This is a genomic window from Parasphingorhabdus sp. (assembly GCF_036964565.1).
Lineage (GTDB): Bacteria > Pseudomonadota > Alphaproteobacteria > Sphingomonadales > Sphingomonadaceae > Parasphingorhabdus.
In genome coordinates, this window is sequence record NZ_JBALTN010000007.1 from 92,337 (window position 1) to 110,575 (window position 18,239).

Consider the following 18,239-nt stretch of genomic DNA (forward strand, 5'->3'; position numbering starts at 1 on the left):
AACAGCTTGCTTGCAATAATCAGCCGAAGGCGCCGCCGCGCCGACCGGGGTGACGTTCAATCGACATCAATATGCCGACGCAGATCATGATTGTCATCATCGACGAACCGCCATGGCTGAGAAAGGGCAGCGGAATGCCGACTACCGGTGCCAATCCCATGACCATCATCAGGTTGATCGCGACGTAGAAGAAAATGGTTACGGTCAGACCCGCCGCGGTCAGCTGCGAAAAGCGCGTCTTGGCATTCATCGCCACGCGCAACCCCCAGCGGAACAGCAGGAAGAAGCAGAACAATATGAGAATACCGCCCATCAGTCCCCATTCTTCCGCCATGGTGGCAAAGACGAAGTCGGTGTGGCCTTCGGGCAGATAATCGAGATGGCTCTGGGTGCCGTTGAGAAAGCCTTTGCCAAACAGGCCGCCCGAACCGATGGCGATCTTCGACTGGCTGATATGGTAGCCTGAGCCGAGCGGATCATTTTCCGGATTGAGAAAGGTCGTGACGCGGCGCTGCTGATATTCTTCCAGCGCGAAAAAATAGGCCAGCGGTGCCAGGACTGCGATCGCGGCGGCGCCACCGATGAACAGCCGCAGCGGCAATCCTGCCAGAAAGGCAATCGTCAGCGCACCGGCGACAACGGTGATGGTGGTTCCGAGATCGGGCTGGAAGAGAATCAGCGCGCAGGGCACGGCGAGCAGCCCCAGCAAGGGCCAGATTGCCCCCCATGTCCGGATCTGGCTGGGCGGCAGCAGGTCGTAGAAGCGCGCGACCGCCAATATGATGGCCACCTTCATCAGTTCCGACGGCTGGATGCGGATGAAACCGAGATTGAGCCAGCGCTGGCTGCCGCCACCGACCGCACCAATCAGCTCGACGCCGAACAGCATCAGGACCACGACAACATAGACCGGGAAGGCCATCGTCTTCCAGAAGGATTCGGGAAACCGCGACAGCACGATCGCCATGGCCACGAACACGATGAACCGGACCATGTGCAGACCGGCCCAGGGGGTCATGCTGCCGCCTGCTGCCGAATAGAGCACGACAAAGCCGAAGCTGGCCAGCACGAACAGCAGCAGGATTGTTTTCCAGGGAAGTTGCGCGATCGGCGCAGGGATGAAATCGCTCAAGGGCTAGTCTCCGGTCCCGGCTTCCGTGGTCTCCGGGGCTTCCGGGACTGCGGCAGCGGGATTTTCGGCCATCGCCTTCTCCAGGTCCTTCCTGTTGCGGTAAGCCGCCATCCGGGCATCCATGCGCTCCTGGATATTGCCGCCCCACGCGGTCTCGAGACCGGTGAGCATGTCCATCGCCTTCTCTCGATCATAGAGAAAGGTCAAGACGTCGCGGGCAACGGGATAGGCGGCACCTGAGCCGCCGCCATGCTCGATGACAACGGCGGCCGCGTAGCGCGGATTGTCGAACGGCGCGAAGCAGATGAACAGGCCGTGATCGCGATATTTCCAGGCGACGTCGCTGCCGCCGCGTCCGAAATCGAGATTGACCACCTGTGCGGTGCCGGTTTTTCCCGCCAGCTTCACATTCTCGATCGGCAGCCGGGCGCGACCGGCGGTGCCCGGGCCGTTGACCACATCGCTCATCGCCTGGTGAATATAGACCAGATGCTCGGGGTCGAGGTTCAATGTCTCGATCTTCGGCTTCTTCTCGGTCATGATCAGGCGCGGAATCACCTTCTTGCCGGTTGCGATCCGCGCGGCCATCACCGCCAGCTGGGTCGGGTTGGCGAGCATGTAGCCCTGGCCGATGGTGGCATTGACCGTGTCATAGGCCTGCCACTCGCGGTCATATTTCTTGCGCAACCAGGCCGTGTCCGGGACCGTGCCGTAAAACTGGCTGGCGACGGGCAGCGGAAATTTTTGCCCCATCCCGAGGCGGTGGGCCATCAGGGCAATCGGGTTGATGCCGATCTTCTGGGCAAAATAGTAGAAATAGACGTCGCAGCTCTGGTAGATGCCCTTGGCCATGTCGACGCGCCCGTGGCCGCCGCGCTTCCAGCAGCGGAAACGCCGGTTGCCCACCTGCAGCCCGCCGTTGCAGTTGACGGTTTCATCCGGATCCAGGCCGGCTTCGAGAAATGCGAGCGCGACCATCGGCTTGACCGTGGAGCCCGGCGGAAACAGGCTCTTCAGCGATTTGTCGAGCAGCGGGACATGGTCATCCTCGCGCAGCATGCCATATTCGGTCGTGCCGATACCGTCGGAAAAGCTGTTCGGATCGAACGAGGGCATCGATGTCATCGTCAGAATGTCACCGGACAGGCAGTCAAGGACAACCACCGCTCCCGATTCGGGGCCAAGCCTGCGGGCCGCATATTCCTGCAGCTCGATATCGAGCGTAAGCTGCAGCGGCTTGCCGGGGACATCTGGTCGGGTGTTGAGTTCGCGGACGATCTTGCCCCGAGCGGTCACTTCGACCCGTTTGGCGCCGGGCTCGCCCTGCAGCCGGTCTTCGAAGATTTTCTCGAGGCCGTCCTTGCCGATCTTGTAGCCCGGGGTGATCAGGATCGGATCGGGGTTGGCCTTGTAGTCTTCTGCAGACGCGATGCCGACATAGCCGACCAGATGGCCGATGGCCGGACCGCTCGGATAGTTGCGGGAAAAGCCCTGCCGGGGCGAGACGCCGGGAAGATCGGGCAGTCTCACGCTGACCGCTGCATATTCTTCCCAGTCAAGGCCGGTTGCGACCTGGACCGGCTGAAAGCTGCTGGCCTGTTCCAGCTCCCGGTTGATCCGTTCCAGCTCTTCCGCATCGAGCGACAGCAGTTCGGCCAGCGTGGCAACGGTCTTTTTCCGGTCGCGCAGCCGATCGGGTATGATGTCGACGCGAAAATCGGTCTTGTTGTTGGCGATCGGCTTGCCGTTGCGGTCGATCAGCCAGCCGCGTCTTGGCGGCACCAGGGTAAGATTCACCCGGTTGCTTTCCGACAACAGCTTGTATCGCTCGTTCTCCGCGACGGAGATATAGGCCATCCGCCCTGCGAGCAGCACGCCGACCCCAATCTGCAAACCGCCGATGATGGTTGCCCGGCGGGTGAAGGTCATTTCCTGCATCGCACTGCTGATCGTCTTGGCCGATTTCATGATGCCACCCGCCAGTTGTCGATCGCTCCGATCAGCCGGGCGACAAACGGATAGAGCAGGACCGAAAGCAGGATTTGCGGCACCAGCAGGTCCAGCCGCAGCAGGTTGGATTGGAAATCGACGATCAGCATGCCCCCTACTAGCACAAATATGATCGCGATGGAGGCGATAAGCCAGTCCTGCCAATAATCGCGGCGGACGGCTCTCCGGTCGATCGTCTCGAGCAGGATGAAGATCACCGACCAGAGAAATGCCGCGCTGCCGAATGGCTGGCCGCTGAAGAGATCATCAACAAGGCCCAGCGGAAATCCGGCCCAGACAGACCAGTATCCCGGGCGAATCAAGCGCCACGCCAGCACCGCCAGCAATCCCATCGGCGGCAAAATCGGATAGTCGGTAAGGATCGGCAAAGCGGTAATCATCGAGCCGATCACCACGGTCAGCGCGGGAACCAGCTTGATCCGCAACTGGGAGGGTTGGCGGCCAATCCTGGATTGACGGGACCGCGGCACTATTCGCCGGTTTCTTCTTGCGGCTCGGTCGCGCGATCTTTCTCGATCTGGCGCATCGTTTCCGCCTGGAATATTGGCTGCACGATCGCATGGCTGACCTTCGCGGGATTCGCCAGGACTCTCCCGATCGCGCCGGTTTCGGTCTTGCGGATGACGACCGCCACCGGGATCCCCGGACTGTACAGGCCGCCGCTGCCGGATGTAATCATCAGATCGCCGCCCTTGAAAGGGTTGGACCCGATGTTGATCGGCTGGATATCGACAGTGCCGTCGCCGCGACCAGTGGCAAAGGCAGGCAGGCTGTCGCTGGCGCGCTGCACCGGCGTGACATTCTGACCGTCCGATACCAGAAGGACGCGCGCGGTCGTAGGGCCGACTTCCAGAATCCGGCCGACCAGCCCCTCCGGGGAGCGAACCGGTTGACCGGTTTCGAGACCGCTCCGGCTGCCGACCCCGATCGTGGCAATCCGCCGAGAGCTTGATGCGGTTGAACTGATCAACCGGGCCATGGCAATCGAATCGGGCACATCCTCGTCGAGCTTTAGCAGCCGCTTCAGGCGTTCGTTCTCCTGCCGCAGGGCGCGGGCTTCCAGGATTTCCATCCGGTTCTGCTCAAGCTCCTGCTGCATGGCGGCATTTTTGGACGCCGCGTTGAAATAGGCCGCTATCTGATCGCCCACATTGCCGCTCGCTCCATTGATTTCGGCAATGGTCTTGCTGACCGGTGCTACGGCTTCGGCACCAATTGTCCGCAGCGCAGAAAAACCGCGAGGATCAATGAACGAGACGAGCAATAGCAGCAGTCCGAGAACCGCTAGAAAAATGCCCAGTAAATAGCTGGCGAATATGCTGTACTGCGCCCGCTTGGAAAATCCTGGACGCCGATTGTTTGGCGGCGCCATATCGATTTATCCTTTCGCTTCCATTCGTTATTATATCGTCCGCTCAGGCGGTGGTCAGCACGCCCCGGAACATCGGATCTTCCATGGCCCGACCGGTGCCGATGGCGACGCAGGCCAGCGGATCTTCGGCGACCGTCACCGGCAGGCCGGTTTCGTCGCTCAGCGCCGCGTCGAGGCCGGAGATCAGTGCGCCGCCGCCGGTCAGGACGATGCCCTGATCGACAATGTCGGCAGCCAGTTCCGGCGCGGTATTTTCAAGCGCGATACGGACGCCTTCGATGATCGTGCCGATCGGCTCGCTCAGCGCTTCGGCGATCTGGCCCTGGTTGATCGAGATTTCCTTGGGAACGCCGTTGACGAGATCCCGGCCCTTGATGTGGATCGTGTGACCGACGCCATCGGCAGGGGCCTGGGCGACGCCGAAATCCTTCTTGATCCGCTCGGCGGTGGTTTCACCGATCAGCAGGTTGTGATGGCGACGGACATAGGAAACGATCGCCTCGTCCATCTTGTCGCCGCCGGTGCGGACCGAGGTCGTGTAAGCGAGGCCGCGCAGCGAGAGTACGGCGACCTCGGTGGTGCCGCCGCCAACGTCGACGACCATCGAACCGATCGGTTCGGTGACCGGCATGTCCGCGCCGATTGCCGCTGCCATCGGCTCCTCGATCAGGAATACCTGGCGGGCGCCGGCATTGGATGCAGCGTCGCGGATGGCGCGGCGTTCGACCGAGGTCGAGCCGCTGGGCACGCAGATCACGATTTCGGGATAGCTGAACAGCTTGCTCTTGCCGTTCACCTTCTGGATGAAATGCTTGATCATCTGTTCGGCGACATCGATGTCAGCGATCACGCCGTCGCGCAGTGGCCTGATGGCCTCGATGCTGTCGGGCGTCTTGCCCATCATCATCTTCGCGTCATTGCCGACCGCCTTGACCTTCTTCACGCCATTGATGGTCTCGATCGCGACAACCGACGGCTCGTTGAGCACGATGCCCTGGCCGCGCAAATAGACCACGGTATTCGCCGTGCCGAGATCGATCGCCAAATCTTGCGAACGGAACTTGAACAGGTTTTCAAACATAATTTTGTCCGTAATTTCTATTATTTGCAGACCTTGCTGCGACAATTGATCCAAGCGAATGTCAAGCCGGACGGGTCATGAGGTTAACCATGGGAATCGCCCAAGAAATCAGGGGTCGCTTGGCATCGTCGCTTGGGCTAGGAACATGGATATGTCAATAAGAAGACTCCCAAACAGCCTTATAAATCGGATAGCTGCCGGAGAGGTCGTCGAACGCCCGGCGAGCGCGCTCAAGGAGCTGGTCGAGAATGCGATTGATGCCGGTGCACGGCAGATCCATATCCGGCTCGAGGAGGGCGGACTCGACCTCGTCCAGGTTTCCGACAATGGCTCCGGGATGAGCCGCGACGACATCGCCCTGGCGCTGGAACGCCATGCCACCTCGAAGCTGCCCGACGAGGCGATCGAAATGGTCACGACGATGGGCTTCCGGGGCGAAGCGCTGCCCTCGATCGCCAGCGTCGCGCGGTTGACGATCGAAAGCCGGATGACCGGAGAAGACGGCTGGTCGCGGGTGATCGATCATGGCGAGCTGGTCGCGGAAGGCCCGACGGCGATCCCGCCGGGCACCAAGGTACGGGTCGAGCAGCTGTTCGCAAAGGTGCCCGCACGTCGCAAGTTCCTGCGCACGGCGCGCAGCGAATATGCCGCCTGCACCGATATCGTCCGGCGTCTCGCGATGGCGCGGCCGGATATCGGATTCACGCTGGAGCATCAGGGCCGCAAGGCCATTGCCGTTCAGGCCGGGGAAACCGGACCGGAGCGGGTCGCCGCTCTGACCAGCCGCGACCTGCGTGCCAACAGCGTGGGTGTCGACCTGCAGCGGGAGGACATCCGCCTCACCGGCGTGGCCGGCCTGCCGACCTATAATCGCGGTGTTGCCGACCACCAGTTCCTGTTCGTCAACGGTCGCCCGGTCAAGGACCGGCTGCTGGTCGGCGCGGTCCGCGGGGCCTATGCCGAGATGCTGGCCCGCGACCGCCATCCGGTGGTCGCGCTGTTCATCGACATGCCACCAGAGCAGGTCGACGTGAACGTTCACCCGGCTAAGACCGAGGTGCGCTTTCGCGAACCGGCGATGATTCGCGGCATGATCGTCAGCGGCCTGCGCAAGGCGCTCGACGAGGGCGGTTTCCGCGCCGTCCAGCGACCCGCCGAATCGGCGCTGAGCCGGTGGCAGAGCGAGCCGATGATGCCCGATCCGCAGTGCAGCATATTCACCGCGCAAGGCAGGACCACGGTAGCGCAGCAACCCTATCCGTCCGCGGTTCGTGATGATCGCAGCGCCTTCGCCGGGCTGGAGCCGCAAGCCGATCTTGCACCGCTGATGGGCCGGGCCGAGGAAGCCTCCGGACCGGTGCCTTCGGCCAGCCGCTATCCGCTCGGCATCGCCCGCGGCCAGGTGGCGAAGACGTATATCGTCGCCGAAGCCGAAGACGGGCTGGTGATCGTCGACCAGCATGCGGCGCACGAACGGCTGGTGCTGGAACGGATGCGCAAGGCGGTCGACGGCGGGACCGTGGCATCGCAGGCGCTGCTGATGGCGGAAGTGGTCGAACTGGACGAGAACGCCTGCGACCGGCTGGAAGCGCGGATCGCCGAACTGTCCGACTTCGGGCTGGAGCTGGAGCGATTCGGCCCGACCGCGATGCTGGTCCGGGCGACGCCGGCGATGCTCGGCTCCGGCGATGTCCGTGAACTGGTCACCGACCTCGCCGATGAGCTCGGTGCCTATGACCAGGCGCTCAGCCTCAAGGAGCGGGTCGACCATGTCGCCTCGACCATGGCCTGTCACGGCTCGGTCAGGGCAGGGCGGGTGCTCAGCGTCGCGGAAATGAACGCCCTCCTGCGCGAGATGGAGGTTACGCCGCACAGCGGCCAGTGCAACCATGGGCGCCCGACCTGGGTCAAGCTTGCGCTGGACGACGTGGAGAAGCTGTTCGGCCGCAAGTGATCCGGTTGCGGGCGGACGGGCCGGTTTGTGATCGGGATCATAGCCAGTCCCGATTGGCTTGCTAGACGGGACATATTGGGAGACTGCCATGATCCATCGCCTTGCCGCCTGTGCCTGTTTAGCGCTGACCATGCTGTGCAGTGCCGTGGCGGCTGCGCAATCGCCTGAGGCGGAATCTGCAATGATCGGCAGCGACCTTACCGGCTACTGGCGCCAGGCTGATGGATCGATTTTCCGCTTCACCCAGGATGGCTCCAGCCTGACGTCACGATATCCGGAAGGGGCCGTCGCCGGGGACGAAAATGATATCGATTTCGCCGCCACCATCCATGGCAATTTGATCTACGGCGCGCATCGCGGCCCGTTTTCCCGCGCGGTGCAGAAGCAATGCGCGATCCAGATATGGGTGGGCATGGGATTGACGCTGAGCAAGGACGGCAAGCGACTGGAGGGTTTTCGCGGCGACCGGATTCTGGATGCGGGAACATGCACCGCCGCCAACAGCGACCCGGTAAATCTGGTTTACACCCGGGTGGAGGACGTGCTGCCCGCGCCCTGACGACGGATCAGTCGGTGCCGGGAGCCAGCATTTGCTCGAACGGCGCCAGGCTGCCATCGCTGGCTTCCGGCTTTACCCCGGCCAGTCGCGCGACCAGCGAATAGATTTTCACATTGTCGAATGCCGGTAGCTGGCCGCCAGCGGTGATCGCTGGGCCGCTGGACAGGAAAAATGCCATCATGTCGGGATCGCGATGGTCATAGCCATGGCCGCCGCCGATTCCGGTCATCCATTCCGGCACATCCTGATAGGCCACCCAGCCGGTTTCTGGCAGGCACAGGATCGCAGGCACGCGCGGATTGGTCCCATAGCCAAAATGCGCCGGGATATTCTCACGTGCCCAGCACTCCATATGCTCGTGCGGTCGCAGAAATGCCGCGCGCACCGCATCGCCGTTGTTCGCCAGCGGCTCGAGTCCGACATAATTGCCGTCCTCGACCAGGTGATATTGGTCACTCGCCATGATCTGGTCGAGATGAATGATCCGCTCGGGAGCGGTTTCGGTCATGCCATGGTCGGAGGCGATCACGAAATTGACGGGTTGTCCGAGATGGTCGAGCTGCTGTTTCAGCCTGCCGATTTCGCGGTCCACATCGGCAATCGCCGCATGCAGCTTGTCGCCCGGGGCGGGGCCGTAATAATGGCCGGCGGTATCGACGGTATCGAAATAGAGCGTCACCAGGCGCGGCCGGATGTCCTCGGGTCGCCGCATCCAGTCGACGATCGCGTTGATCCGGCGGTCGTTGGACAGCTTCTGGTTGAACGGCCACCAGTCCGCCGGGCGGACGCCGTCAAATTCCACTTCCGATCCCGGCCAGAACATGGTTGCCGAACGAATGCCCTGCTTCTCGGCGGTGATCCAGATCGGTTCCGCTTCGTTCCACCAGAACGGGTCCTGGGTGGCCATCTTGAATATCTCGCCCGGCCGCGCGGCATCTTCCATGGTATTGCCGACAATGCCGTGGTGATCCGGGGTCTTGCCGGTGACCAGCGTCCAGTGATTGGGGAAGGTCTTGCTCGGGAAGGACGGACGCATCGGACCGTAGATTCCGGATGCGGCGAGGGCATTGAGATTCGGGGTGATTCCGCGCTCAAGATAGTCGGGGCGGAAACCGTCGATCGAGATCAGGATCGTGACGGGGTCGCGTCCCTCAGTCCGCTCGCTGACCGATTCGCTCTGTTCCGGCGTGGTTGCGGCCAGCACGGGCGCGCCAGCGAGCAGAAAACTGGCAAGCAGCAGCGAAAAAATGGAACGAATCATGGTCTCTTCTCCCGAAAGCCTCACCGCCTAGCGGGACAATGTGACAATTCAGACATTGAACTTGAAATTGAAGATATCGCCATCCTTGGCAACATATTCCTTTCCCTCCTGCCGCAACTTCCCGGCATCGCGGGCCGCGCTTTCCCCGCCCAGGGCGACATAGTCGTCGAAGGCGATGGTTTCGGCACGGATGAAGCCGCGCTCGAAGTCGCTGTGGATCTCGCCCGCAGCCTCGGGGGCCTTGGCGCCCTTGTGCACCGTCCAGGCGCGCGCTTCCTTGGGGCCGACGGTGAAGAAGGTCTGCAGGTCAAGCAGCTGGTAACCGGCGCGGATGACCCGGGCCAGGCCCGATTCTTCCAGACCCAGTTCGGCTAGAAATTCGGCCCGGTCGTCCGGTTCCATCTCGACCAGCTCGGATTCGATCGCGGCGGAGACGATCACCGCTTCCGCACCCTCGGCCTTGGCCTTTTCGAACACCGCGGCGCTCAGCGCATTGCCCTTTGCGGCATCGCCCTCGCTGACGTTGCAGACATAGAGCACCGGCTTGGCGGTGAGCAGCTGCGACTGGTCGAAGATCCTTTGCTCTTCCTCGTCATTGGGCACGGTCAGGCGCGCCGGCTTGCCTTCGCGCAGCAATTCCAGCGCCTGTCCCAGGACGCTGGCCGCAATCTTGGCTTCCTTGTCGCCGCTTGTCGCCTTTTTCTGGAAGGCGGGGACGCGCTTCTCGAGGCTTTCGAGATCGGACAACAGCAGTTCGGTCTCGACCACTTCGGCGTCGGAAATCGGGTCGATCTTGTTGGCGACATGCTGGATATCGTCATCCTCGAAACAGCGCAGCACGTGGACGACCGCGTCGACCTCGCGGATATTGCCGAGAAACTGGTTGCCGAGCCCTTCGCCCTTGGACGCGCCCTTGACCAGGCCGGCGATGTCTACGAACGCCAGCTGGGTTTCGATGATCTTGGCGCTGTTGGCGATCTTGGCGATCTGCTGCAGCCGCGGATCGGGCACCGCGACCTGGCCGACATTGGGCTCGATCGTGCAGAACGGATAGTTTGCCGCCTGCGCCGCCTGCGTTTCGGTCAGCGCATTGAACAAGGTTGATTTTCCGACGTTGGGAAGCCCAACGATACCGCATTTGAAACCCATGTGATCACTCCGTCATGCTGAACTGGACCCGGCATTCGGTGCCAGATCGTTCAAAAGGTGCGCATATACGCTCTGGACCCTGAATCAAGTTCAGGGTGCCGATTATTGTCTGAAACTATTCCTGCATCCGCATCGCATATTCGCTCATGAACCGCGCGTCATCGCCCTTGGCCAGCCAGTCGGCTTCCGACGCGATCACGCCCAGCATGTCGGACAGATCGTCGATTTCCGCCTTTGCATAATTGCCGAGCACGTGGCCGGTGACCCGCGCCTTGTGGCCGGGGTGGCCGATGCCGATGCGCACCCGGCGGAACTCGGGGCCGATATGGGCGATCATCGAGCGGATGCCGTTGTGACCCGCGGCGCCGCCGCCGCGCTTGACCTTGACCCGGAACGGTTCGAGGTCGAGCTCGTCATAGAAGACGGTGACGTCCTCGGGCTCCAGCTTGTAGAAATCCATTGCGGCGCGGACGCTGTTGCCGCTTTCGTTCATGAAGGTCGCCGGTTTCAGCAGCACCAGCTTCTCGCCGCCGAGCCGTGCCTCCATCGTCCAGCCCTTGAACTTCTGCTTGGGCGGCGGAAAACCGTGCACCTGCTCCAGCGCGTCGATCACCATGAAGCCGACATTGTGCCGGTGCAGCGCATATTGCGCGCCCGGATTACCAAGGCCGACCCATAGTTGCATCTTCTAACGCGCTTCCCGCTCGCACCGAGCTTTCGACAGAAAAAAACCGTCCATGCTCTGATAGACCAGCATGGACGGTTTTTGTTATATTGTTTGATCGATGAAGGTCTAGCTGTCTTCGCCCTCGACCGTATCGGCGTCCTGCTCGGTGACTTCGGTTTCACCGTCGTCGCTAGCCGCTTCGTCATCAGCCGATTTCAGGGCCGATGGCGCGGTAACGCCAGCAATGGTGAAGTCGCGATCGGTGATCGCGCTTTCCGAACCCTTCGGCAGGGTGATGTTCGAAATATGGATCGAATCGCCAATTTCCAGGCCGGTCACGTCGATTTCGATCTGGTCGGGGATATGATCCGCGTCGCACATCAGGTCGAGTTCGTGACGCACGACATTCATGACGCCGCCACGTTTCAGGCCGGGCGATGCTTCCTCGTTGATGAAGACAACAGGAATATTGACCTGTACATTGGCGCCCTTTGCAAGGCGGAAAAAGTCGACATGCAGCGGCCGGTCGCTGACCGGGTCGAAAGCAACATCCTTTGGCAGGGTCCGGGTCTTCTCGCCGTTCACTTCGACCTCGACCAGCGAGTTCATGAAATGGCCAGTGCCGAGCAGCTTGTTCAGCGCGCGGGCTTCGACGTGGATGGCCACGGCTTCTTTCTTGTCACCGTAAATAACGGCAGGGACTCGGCCATCGCGACGCAGTGCACGGGAGGCTCCCTTGCCAGCCCGTTCGCGAGGCTCGGCTGAAATGGTCAGCAGATCGCTCATAATGTTGCTCCAAAAATTAGCTTTTGTTAGATTTCCGCCACGCCTCCAGGGTGCTCATGGCCGGAAAGAGGGCGCTATAAGGTCGGTCCGCCACAAAAGCAAGGGCTTTGCGCCCCCGATTCGGCCTGGCGGAATCGGCCTAGCGGAAAAATCCGATCTGGGAGCTGGTCGCCAGCAATATCCCGCTTTTTGACCAGATCTCGGCCCGCCCGTCGGTGGCGCTGTTGCGGACCGTGGCGCCGGTCACCCGCAGCATCATGAAATCGCTGCCCGCTTCCGCCAGATCTTCCTCGCTGGCGTAGATATAGGTCGCCATCGTCACCGTCGAGCCGGGGCGGAATTGCTCGGTGACGAAGAAGGTCCGCGGCATCGGCGTGTCCAGGATCGAGAACAGGCTGACCCGGTCAACCGGTCGGCCGTCGGCTTCGCGGATCCAGACGATCGCCTCGGGGGACTTGTTGACCGCGAACGGCATCCCCTTGGCGATCCGCTGGTCGTAATGCGAAACCCATTGGGGGGCCATCGGATTGACCGAGGGCAGGGCGATGGAATCGGCCGGTGACTTGGCATCCGGCATGACCACCTGATAGTCGATGTCGGTCGGGCGGCGGGTGCTGGTGACGATATCGGCGGCGTTGGTCATCGCGCCGTTCTGCGACAGCTCGACGCGCCAGAACTGGGTCGAGGAGCCGGCGCGCAGCAGCGTGACCGAGAGGGTGACCTCGCCCGGCCCGACCCCGGTCATGTAGATGATCTGCTGCGAGACCAGTGGCCCGCGGCAATCGGGGTGCATTTCGACGGCGCGCGCGGCAATGGCCGCGACCCAGCCACCAAAGGCCATGCCGGTCGGGTTGCGATAGACATCGCTCGCCTCTATCGTGAACTGCCCGTCTTCCTGCGCGATCAGCGCGGTTTCGCGATCAAATATGAATGTCATTAAATGCCCTGATTATTGGATTTTTTCGACCTTGTAGCCGCGTTTCGCAAGCATTCCCTGTACCGCGTCCGGTCCCGCGAGATGGGCCGCGCCCACCGCAACGAAGGACGTACCGGTTTTTCGCAGGCGCTTGTCCAGCTGCTCTGCCCAGTCCTGGTTGCGCAGGACCAGAAGATATTCGCGGGTCTTCGGATCGAGCAATATGCCGGTGTCGGTCAGGGTGACGATCTGGTCGATGTCACCGGTCATCCAGGCATTGAACAATTCTTCGAAAGCCCGCTGGGAATCACCCGATTCCTCGACCACGCTGGTCAGCATCTTGCGCTGCTGCGCCTCCGGCAGTCGGTCGAAATAGCCGAGTTGCCGCTCGATCGTCTCCAGCGCTTCGATCGGCTTGCCCGCCTTGGCAAATTGCGCCGTCAGCTTTTCCTCTACGCCGCCGCTGGAATCGAGCCCCAGGCCTTGGGTCTGGGCCGAAGCCAGCGACAATGCCGCCGCCCAGGTCTCCATCCGGTTGAGCGACCGGGCCGAAACCTTCGATTCGTCGATGATCCGGTCGAGGTCGTCGCGCAGCGAAGGCTCTATGCGCGTGTCGAGCTGCTCCTGTCCCGGTGAAATCGCCAGCCGGGAAAAGATCTTGGCGGCGCCCTGCCGGTCATCCAGTCCGAGCACCTCGATCACCAGGCGGTCCGAACCGGTGATCGCCGCCTCCAGTGCAGGGGTGCGCCACTGGACATCGTCTGGCAGGATATGGATGGTCCCGAACATGTAGGCGGTGCCCAACTGATCGGGCCCTGTTCCGCTCACCTTCCACAGGGCGGGCGTGCCGATCTTGACCGTATTCAATGTCACCGGTGCGGGCGCGCTGTTGCAGGCCGTGAGTGTCACGGATGCCAGCATGGAAAGCAGGAGGCGAATGAGTTTCATGGGACCTATTTGGGGTGATTGCTGGAAAAAGGAAAGCCGTGGATGGCAAAAATCAATATTCGATGCGCTTTGCCACCAGTCCCTTTTTGGCAAGCAACGCCTGCAGACTGCTCTCTCCGGCGAGATGGCCCGCACCGACCGCCAGGAATATCGTGCCCGGCTGCTGCATCCGCTGCTCGACCCAGTCCGCCCAGCTCTTGTTGCGGTTGACCAGCAGGGTATCATACAGGACCCTGTCTTCGAGACCGGCGTTCATCAATTCGCCGAGCGCGTCGACGTTCCCGTTGGCCCATTCGATCACCATCTGCTCCATCCCCTCGGCCGCTCCGTCGATCGTGTCGACGGTGAAGTTCAGAAAGCGAATCTGCACATCCTCGGGCAAATTGTCGAAAAAGCCCAGTTGCTGCTCGGGCGTCTCCAGGCCGGCTACCGCCATCTTTCGGGCGGCGGCATGGCTCAGCAACGCGTCTTCCACCCCCTGGTCCGTGGCATAGCCGCTGCGCATCAGCGGGATCATGGACAGGTTGACGCTGGCGAACCAGGGATCGAGGGCGTCGAACGCCGCGACTGGTACGGTCCACCGGGTCAGCGTCTCCTCGTAATGAGTCCGGTCTTCCGCTGCCAGCTTGTCGCGCAGCGAGATTCCGGACTTGTCGATCGCCAGGTCGTTGACGATTTTCACCATCACCGCCTGGTCGGGCTTGATCATTTCGATGACCAGTTCGTCCGAGGCCTCGAAACCGTCCTTCACCGCCTCGTCGAACCAGGTCATGCCGGGTTTCAGGATATGGACGGTGCCAAACAGATAGATGGTCGTGTCCTCGTCGCGGATCAGCCACAGCGCGGGGTCTGCATCGTCCGGCATTACCGCCGGCGGCCTTTCCGCGGCGCCTTCGGCAGTGCTGGCAAGGTCGGTTTCCTGCGGCGTCGTCTGGCAAGCCGATAGCGCGAGCAGGACGGGTAGAATGACGGGAGTAAGCCAGGTGCGCGGCATGGGGATGGGTGCTCCGGATGTGGATTTGAGACGCTTCATTGAACAATTGACGACAAATGCCCAGCAAAAATTGGGCGCGGAAGCAGGAGCACTGGCTAGTGGCTCGCGAATCTGTTAACCGGATGATTAAATCAGGGAGTTTTTCGATGAGCACCATTCACGCCCGCACCTGTCATATCTGCGAAGCCAATTGCGGCGTCCTGGTCGAGGTCGAGGGGCGCGAGATCCTGTCGATCAAGGGCAATCCCGACCATGTGCTCAGCCGCGGCCATATATGCCCCAAGGCGATCGCGATCGCCGATCTGCAGGATGATCCCGACCGGCTGCACAGGCCGGTCAAGAAGGTGGATGGCCATTGGCAGGAAATCGGCTGGCAGCAGGCCTTTTCGGAAATCGCGGCGCGGCTGCTCGACCTGAAGGGGCAGGGCGCGAAGCCGGCCATGTACATGGGCAACCCGAGCGCCCACGATTATGGCATATCCACCCAGATCAGCACGTTGCGCCACGCGATCGGCGTCAAGAATCTCTTTTCCGCCTCGACCCTCGACCAGATCCCGCACCATGTCGTCCAATATCACATGTACGGCCATGTCAGCCTGGCCGCCGTGCCGGACATCGACCGCTGCCAGTATCTGGTGATCATCGGCGGCAATCCCGCGGCCTCCAACGGCAGCATCTGGACCGTGCCCGATTTCAAGCGGCGGGTGAAGGAGATGCAGGCGCGCGGTGGCAGGCTGGTGGTGGTCGACCCGCGCCGCACCGAGACCGCCAAGCTGGCCGACGCGCATCATTTCGTCAAGCCGGGCACCGATACGGCCCTTTTGATCGGCATACTGAAGAACATATTCGACGCCGGACTGGCCGACACGTCGCGGCTCGACGGGATCCTCGACGACAGCTGGAGCGCCATTGAACCGGCGATCGCGCGCTTCGACATGAACCAGCTGTCCGCGCATTGCGGCATATCAGTCGAAGCGATGCAGGACATGGCCGCTCAACTGGCTGCCGACCAGCCCGCCGCCCTCTACGGCCGGATGGGCGTCTCGGTCTGCGAATATGGCACACTCAACCAGTGGCTGATCCAGGTGATCAACATCGCCGCTGGCAATCTCGACCGGGTTGGCGGCACGATGGTGCCGGAGCCGGCGCTCGACACGATCAACCTGGTCGGCCGCGGATCGGTGCGCACCGCCGACACCGTGCGTGGCCCGATGCCGTCGGTAATGAGCGAACTGCCGATGGTGACCCTTGCCGACGAAATGCTGCGCGACGACGAAGAGCGCATCCGTTCGCTGTTCGTGGTCACCGGCAATCCGGTCTTGTCCTCGCCCGACGGCGCGAAGCTGGATAGAGCCCTCGAAACGCTCGACTTGATGGTCTCCTTCGACATGTATGTCACCGAGACCAGCCGCCATGCCGACTATATCCTGCCGCCCTGCGGACCGCTGGAAAAGGACCATTATCCTTTTTTCTTCGGGCCGCTGGCGATCCGCAACTATGCCAGCTACTCGCCGGCAATCCTGCCGCTGCAGGACGGCGAAAAGACCGACTGGGAGATCATCGCCGAACTGGCGCGGGAAATCCTTGCTCAGGACGGTCAGGACGTGCCCAATATCCGCGAACCGCGCGATGTCCTCGATGGCATGCTGCAAGCCTCCCCCGCCGGCCTGACTTTGGCCGAGGTGGAAGCCGCGCCCAACGGCATCGATCTCGGCCCGCTGCGCCCCTGCATGGCCGAGCGGCTGCGCACGGAGGACAGGACAATCCACTGCGCCCATCCCGATTTTCTCGCCGAACTGCAGCGCTTTGCCGCTTCGCTCGACGATGAACAGGCGGACAGCCTCCGCCTGATCGGCCGCCGTCATGTCCGCCAGAACAACAGCTGGCTGCACAACAGCAAGCGGCTGCTCAAGGGGCCGGACCGCTGCACCCTGATGATCCATCCCGATGACGCCCGGGCGCGCGGCCTCGCCGATGGCGTCATGGCGTCCGTCACCAGCCGGGTGAACAGCGTCGAGATTCCGGTGGAGATCAGCGATGACGTCATGCCCGGCGTGGTGTCAATCCCGCATGGTTTCGGCCATGGCCGCTCTGGCGTCGGCCTGTCGGTGGCCCGCGAGAAACCGGGGGTTTCGCTCAATGATCTGACCGATACCGAACGCTTTGATCCGCTGTCCGGCAATGCCGTCCTGAACGCGGTGCCGGTGACGGTGGCGAAAGCGGAAGAACTGGTCGCGGCGGAATAGGCCGGTATATTAGACTGTGCTCCGCACTTGCTGCGGAGCCCTGCGCGGCATTCGCTCTCCCGCGTAGCAAGCTCCGCATCAATTGCGGAGCACGACCGCGTCTCGATTTCGCCATTCCTCCCTTGACCCTCTGCCGCCCTTTCGCCAAAGCAGCGCCTTAATATTGCACCACCATTTTTGGCACGCGAAGAAAGTCTTCATCTTGTCCGATACGAAGCCGCTCAGCTTCCAGCAGATCATCCTCAAGCTCCATGAATATTGGGGGAATCAGGGCTGCGCGATCCTCCAGCCCTATGACATGGAGATGGGGGCAGGGACGTTCCACACCGCCACCACCCTGCGCGCGCTTGGCCCGGATCCATGGAAAGCCGCTTTCGCCCAGCCTTGCCGCCGCCCGACGGACGGCCGCTACGGCGAGAATCCCAACCGGTTGCAGCATTATTACCAGTATCAGGTTATCCTCAAGCCATCGCCGCCAGACATCCAGCAGCTCTATCTCGACAGCCTGACCGTGATCGGCATCGATCCGATGCTGCACGACATCCGCTTTGTCGAGGATGACTGGGAAAGCCCGACGCTAGGCGCCTGGGGACTGGGCTGGGAAGTCTGGTGCGACGGCATGGAGGTCACCCAGTTCACCTATTTCCAGCAGATGGGCGGTTTCGACTGCAAGCCGGTGTCCGGCGAACTGACCTACGGGCTGGAGCGGCTGGCCATGTACATCCAGGGCGTCGACAGCATTTATGATCTGGATTACAACGGTGCCGGAATGACTTACGGCAATATCTTCCTGGAGAATGAGAAGCAGATGTCGGCCTGGAACTTCGAGGTCGCCGATACCGACCGGCTGCTCGACCTGTTCAACAAGGCGGCGGCCGAGTGCGAAAGCTGCCTCGAGAAGCAACTGCCGATTCCCGCCTATGAACAGGCGATCAAGGCCAGCCACGTGTTCAACCTGCTGCAGGCGCGGGGCGTCATCTCGGTGCAGGAACGCGCCAGCTACATGGGCCGCGTCCGCGATCTCGCCAAGGGCAGCTGCGAAGCGCATATGGTGAAGAACGGATGGACGGCGTGATGGTTTATCAGTGTCGTCATTGCGAGCGCAGCGAAGCAATCCAGAGCGGCACGCGCGGCTCTGGATTGCTTCGTCGCTCCGCTCCTCGC

At 62.0% G+C, this 18,239-nt stretch carries 16 protein-coding genes; 4 read left to right on the forward strand and 12 right to left on the reverse strand.

Annotation, left to right across the window (positions count from 1 at the left end):
• Nucleotides 1-19: 19 nt before the first annotated feature.
• From rodA to V7650_RS11485, 5 genes are read right to left on the reverse strand one after another with little or no spacing between them, the layout of a single operon-like run.
• Nucleotides 20-1,132, reverse strand: a complete 1,113-nt coding sequence (gene rodA / locus V7650_RS11465) for a rod shape-determining protein RodA (protein ID WP_335656380.1) — start codon at nt 1,130-1,132, stop codon at nt 20-22.
• 3 nt (nt 1,133-1,135) lie between these two features.
• The gene (gene mrdA / locus V7650_RS11470) at nt 1,136-3,100 is read right to left on the reverse strand and encodes a penicillin-binding protein 2 (RefSeq protein ID WP_335656381.1); all 1,965 of its coding nucleotides are present in this window, start codon (nt 3,098-3,100) and stop codon (nt 1,136-1,138) included.
• Nucleotides 3,097-3,612: a rod shape-determining protein MreD gene (gene mreD / locus V7650_RS11475; protein ID WP_335656382.1), complete on the reverse strand. Its 516-nt coding sequence runs from the start codon at nt 3,610-3,612 to the stop codon at nt 3,097-3,099. The genes mrdA and mreD overlap by 4 nt, the downstream gene beginning before the upstream one ends.
• Nucleotides 3,612-4,514 (reverse strand): rod shape-determining protein MreC, encoded by a 903-nt coding sequence (gene mreC / locus V7650_RS11480; protein ID WP_335656383.1) that lies wholly within the window; start codon nt 4,512-4,514, stop codon nt 3,612-3,614. Before mreC ends, mreD begins: the two co-directional genes overlap by 1 nt.
• Nucleotides 4,515-4,557: 43 nt before the next feature.
• Nucleotides 4,558-5,595, reverse strand: a complete 1,038-nt coding sequence (locus tag V7650_RS11485; RefSeq protein ID WP_067199236.1) for a rod shape-determining protein — start codon at nt 5,593-5,595, stop codon at nt 4,558-4,560.
• 151 nt (nt 5,596-5,746) lie between these two features.
• Here V7650_RS11485 and mutL point away from each other — a divergent pair, with 151 nt between their 5' ends.
• Nucleotides 5,747-7,549 (forward strand): DNA mismatch repair endonuclease MutL, encoded by a 1,803-nt coding sequence (mutL, locus tag V7650_RS11490; RefSeq protein ID WP_335656384.1) that lies wholly within the window; start codon nt 5,747-5,749, stop codon nt 7,547-7,549.
• 88 nt (nt 7,550-7,637) lie between these two features.
• Nucleotides 7,638-8,108 (forward strand): hypothetical protein, encoded by a 471-nt coding sequence (locus V7650_RS11495; protein ID WP_335656385.1) that lies wholly within the window; start codon nt 7,638-7,640, stop codon nt 8,106-8,108.
• Between the two features lie 7 nt (nt 8,109-8,115).
• Here the strand turns inward: V7650_RS11495 and V7650_RS11500 are convergent, their stop codons facing one another.
• The 7 genes from V7650_RS11500 to V7650_RS11530 form a co-directional block, all read right to left on the reverse strand.
• Nucleotides 8,116-9,369: an alkaline phosphatase family protein gene (locus V7650_RS11500; protein WP_335656386.1), complete on the reverse strand. Its 1,254-nt coding sequence runs from the start codon at nt 9,367-9,369 to the stop codon at nt 8,116-8,118.
• 48 nt (nt 9,370-9,417) lie between these two features.
• A complete protein-coding gene (gene ychF, locus V7650_RS11505) occupies nt 9,418-10,518 on the reverse strand; it encodes a redox-regulated ATPase YchF (RefSeq protein WP_335656387.1) in 1,101 nt (366 codons plus the stop codon).
• A gap of 115 nt (nt 10,519-10,633) precedes the next feature.
• Nucleotides 10,634-11,203, reverse strand: a complete 570-nt coding sequence (pth, locus tag V7650_RS11510) for an aminoacyl-tRNA hydrolase (RefSeq protein ID WP_335656388.1) — start codon at nt 11,201-11,203, stop codon at nt 10,634-10,636.
• Nucleotides 11,204-11,311: 108 nt separating this feature from the next.
• Complete coding sequence (locus tag V7650_RS11515) at nt 11,312-11,971, reverse strand: 50S ribosomal protein L25/general stress protein Ctc (RefSeq protein ID WP_335656389.1); 660 nt, start codon at nt 11,969-11,971, stop codon at nt 11,312-11,314.
• Nucleotides 11,972-12,110: 139 nt separating this feature from the next.
• Nucleotides 12,111-12,908 (reverse strand): acyl-CoA thioesterase, encoded by a 798-nt coding sequence (locus tag V7650_RS11520; protein WP_335656390.1) that lies wholly within the window; start codon nt 12,906-12,908, stop codon nt 12,111-12,113.
• 12 nt (nt 12,909-12,920) lie between these two features.
• The gene (locus V7650_RS11525; RefSeq protein ID WP_335656391.1) at nt 12,921-13,835 is read right to left on the reverse strand and encodes a TraB/GumN family protein; all 915 of its coding nucleotides are present in this window, start codon (nt 13,833-13,835) and stop codon (nt 12,921-12,923) included.
• 52 nt (nt 13,836-13,887) lie between these two features.
• Nucleotides 13,888-14,829 carry a TraB/GumN family protein gene (locus V7650_RS11530; RefSeq protein WP_335656392.1) on the reverse strand — a complete coding sequence of 314 codons (942 nt, stop codon included), beginning with the start codon at nt 14,827-14,829 and terminating at the stop codon, nt 13,888-13,890.
• 146 nt (nt 14,830-14,975) lie between these two features.
• Here V7650_RS11530 and V7650_RS11535 point away from each other — a divergent pair, with 146 nt between their 5' ends.
• The gene (locus V7650_RS11535) at nt 14,976-17,075 is read left to right on the forward strand and encodes a molybdopterin oxidoreductase family protein (protein WP_335656393.1); all 2,100 of its coding nucleotides are present in this window, start codon (nt 14,976-14,978) and stop codon (nt 17,073-17,075) included.
• Nucleotides 17,076-17,277: 202 nt separating this feature from the next.
• Nucleotides 17,278-18,150: a glycine--tRNA ligase subunit alpha gene (locus V7650_RS11540; protein ID WP_335656394.1), complete on the forward strand. Its 873-nt coding sequence runs from the start codon at nt 17,278-17,280 to the stop codon at nt 18,148-18,150.
• Nucleotides 18,151-18,239: the final 89 nt, after the last annotated feature.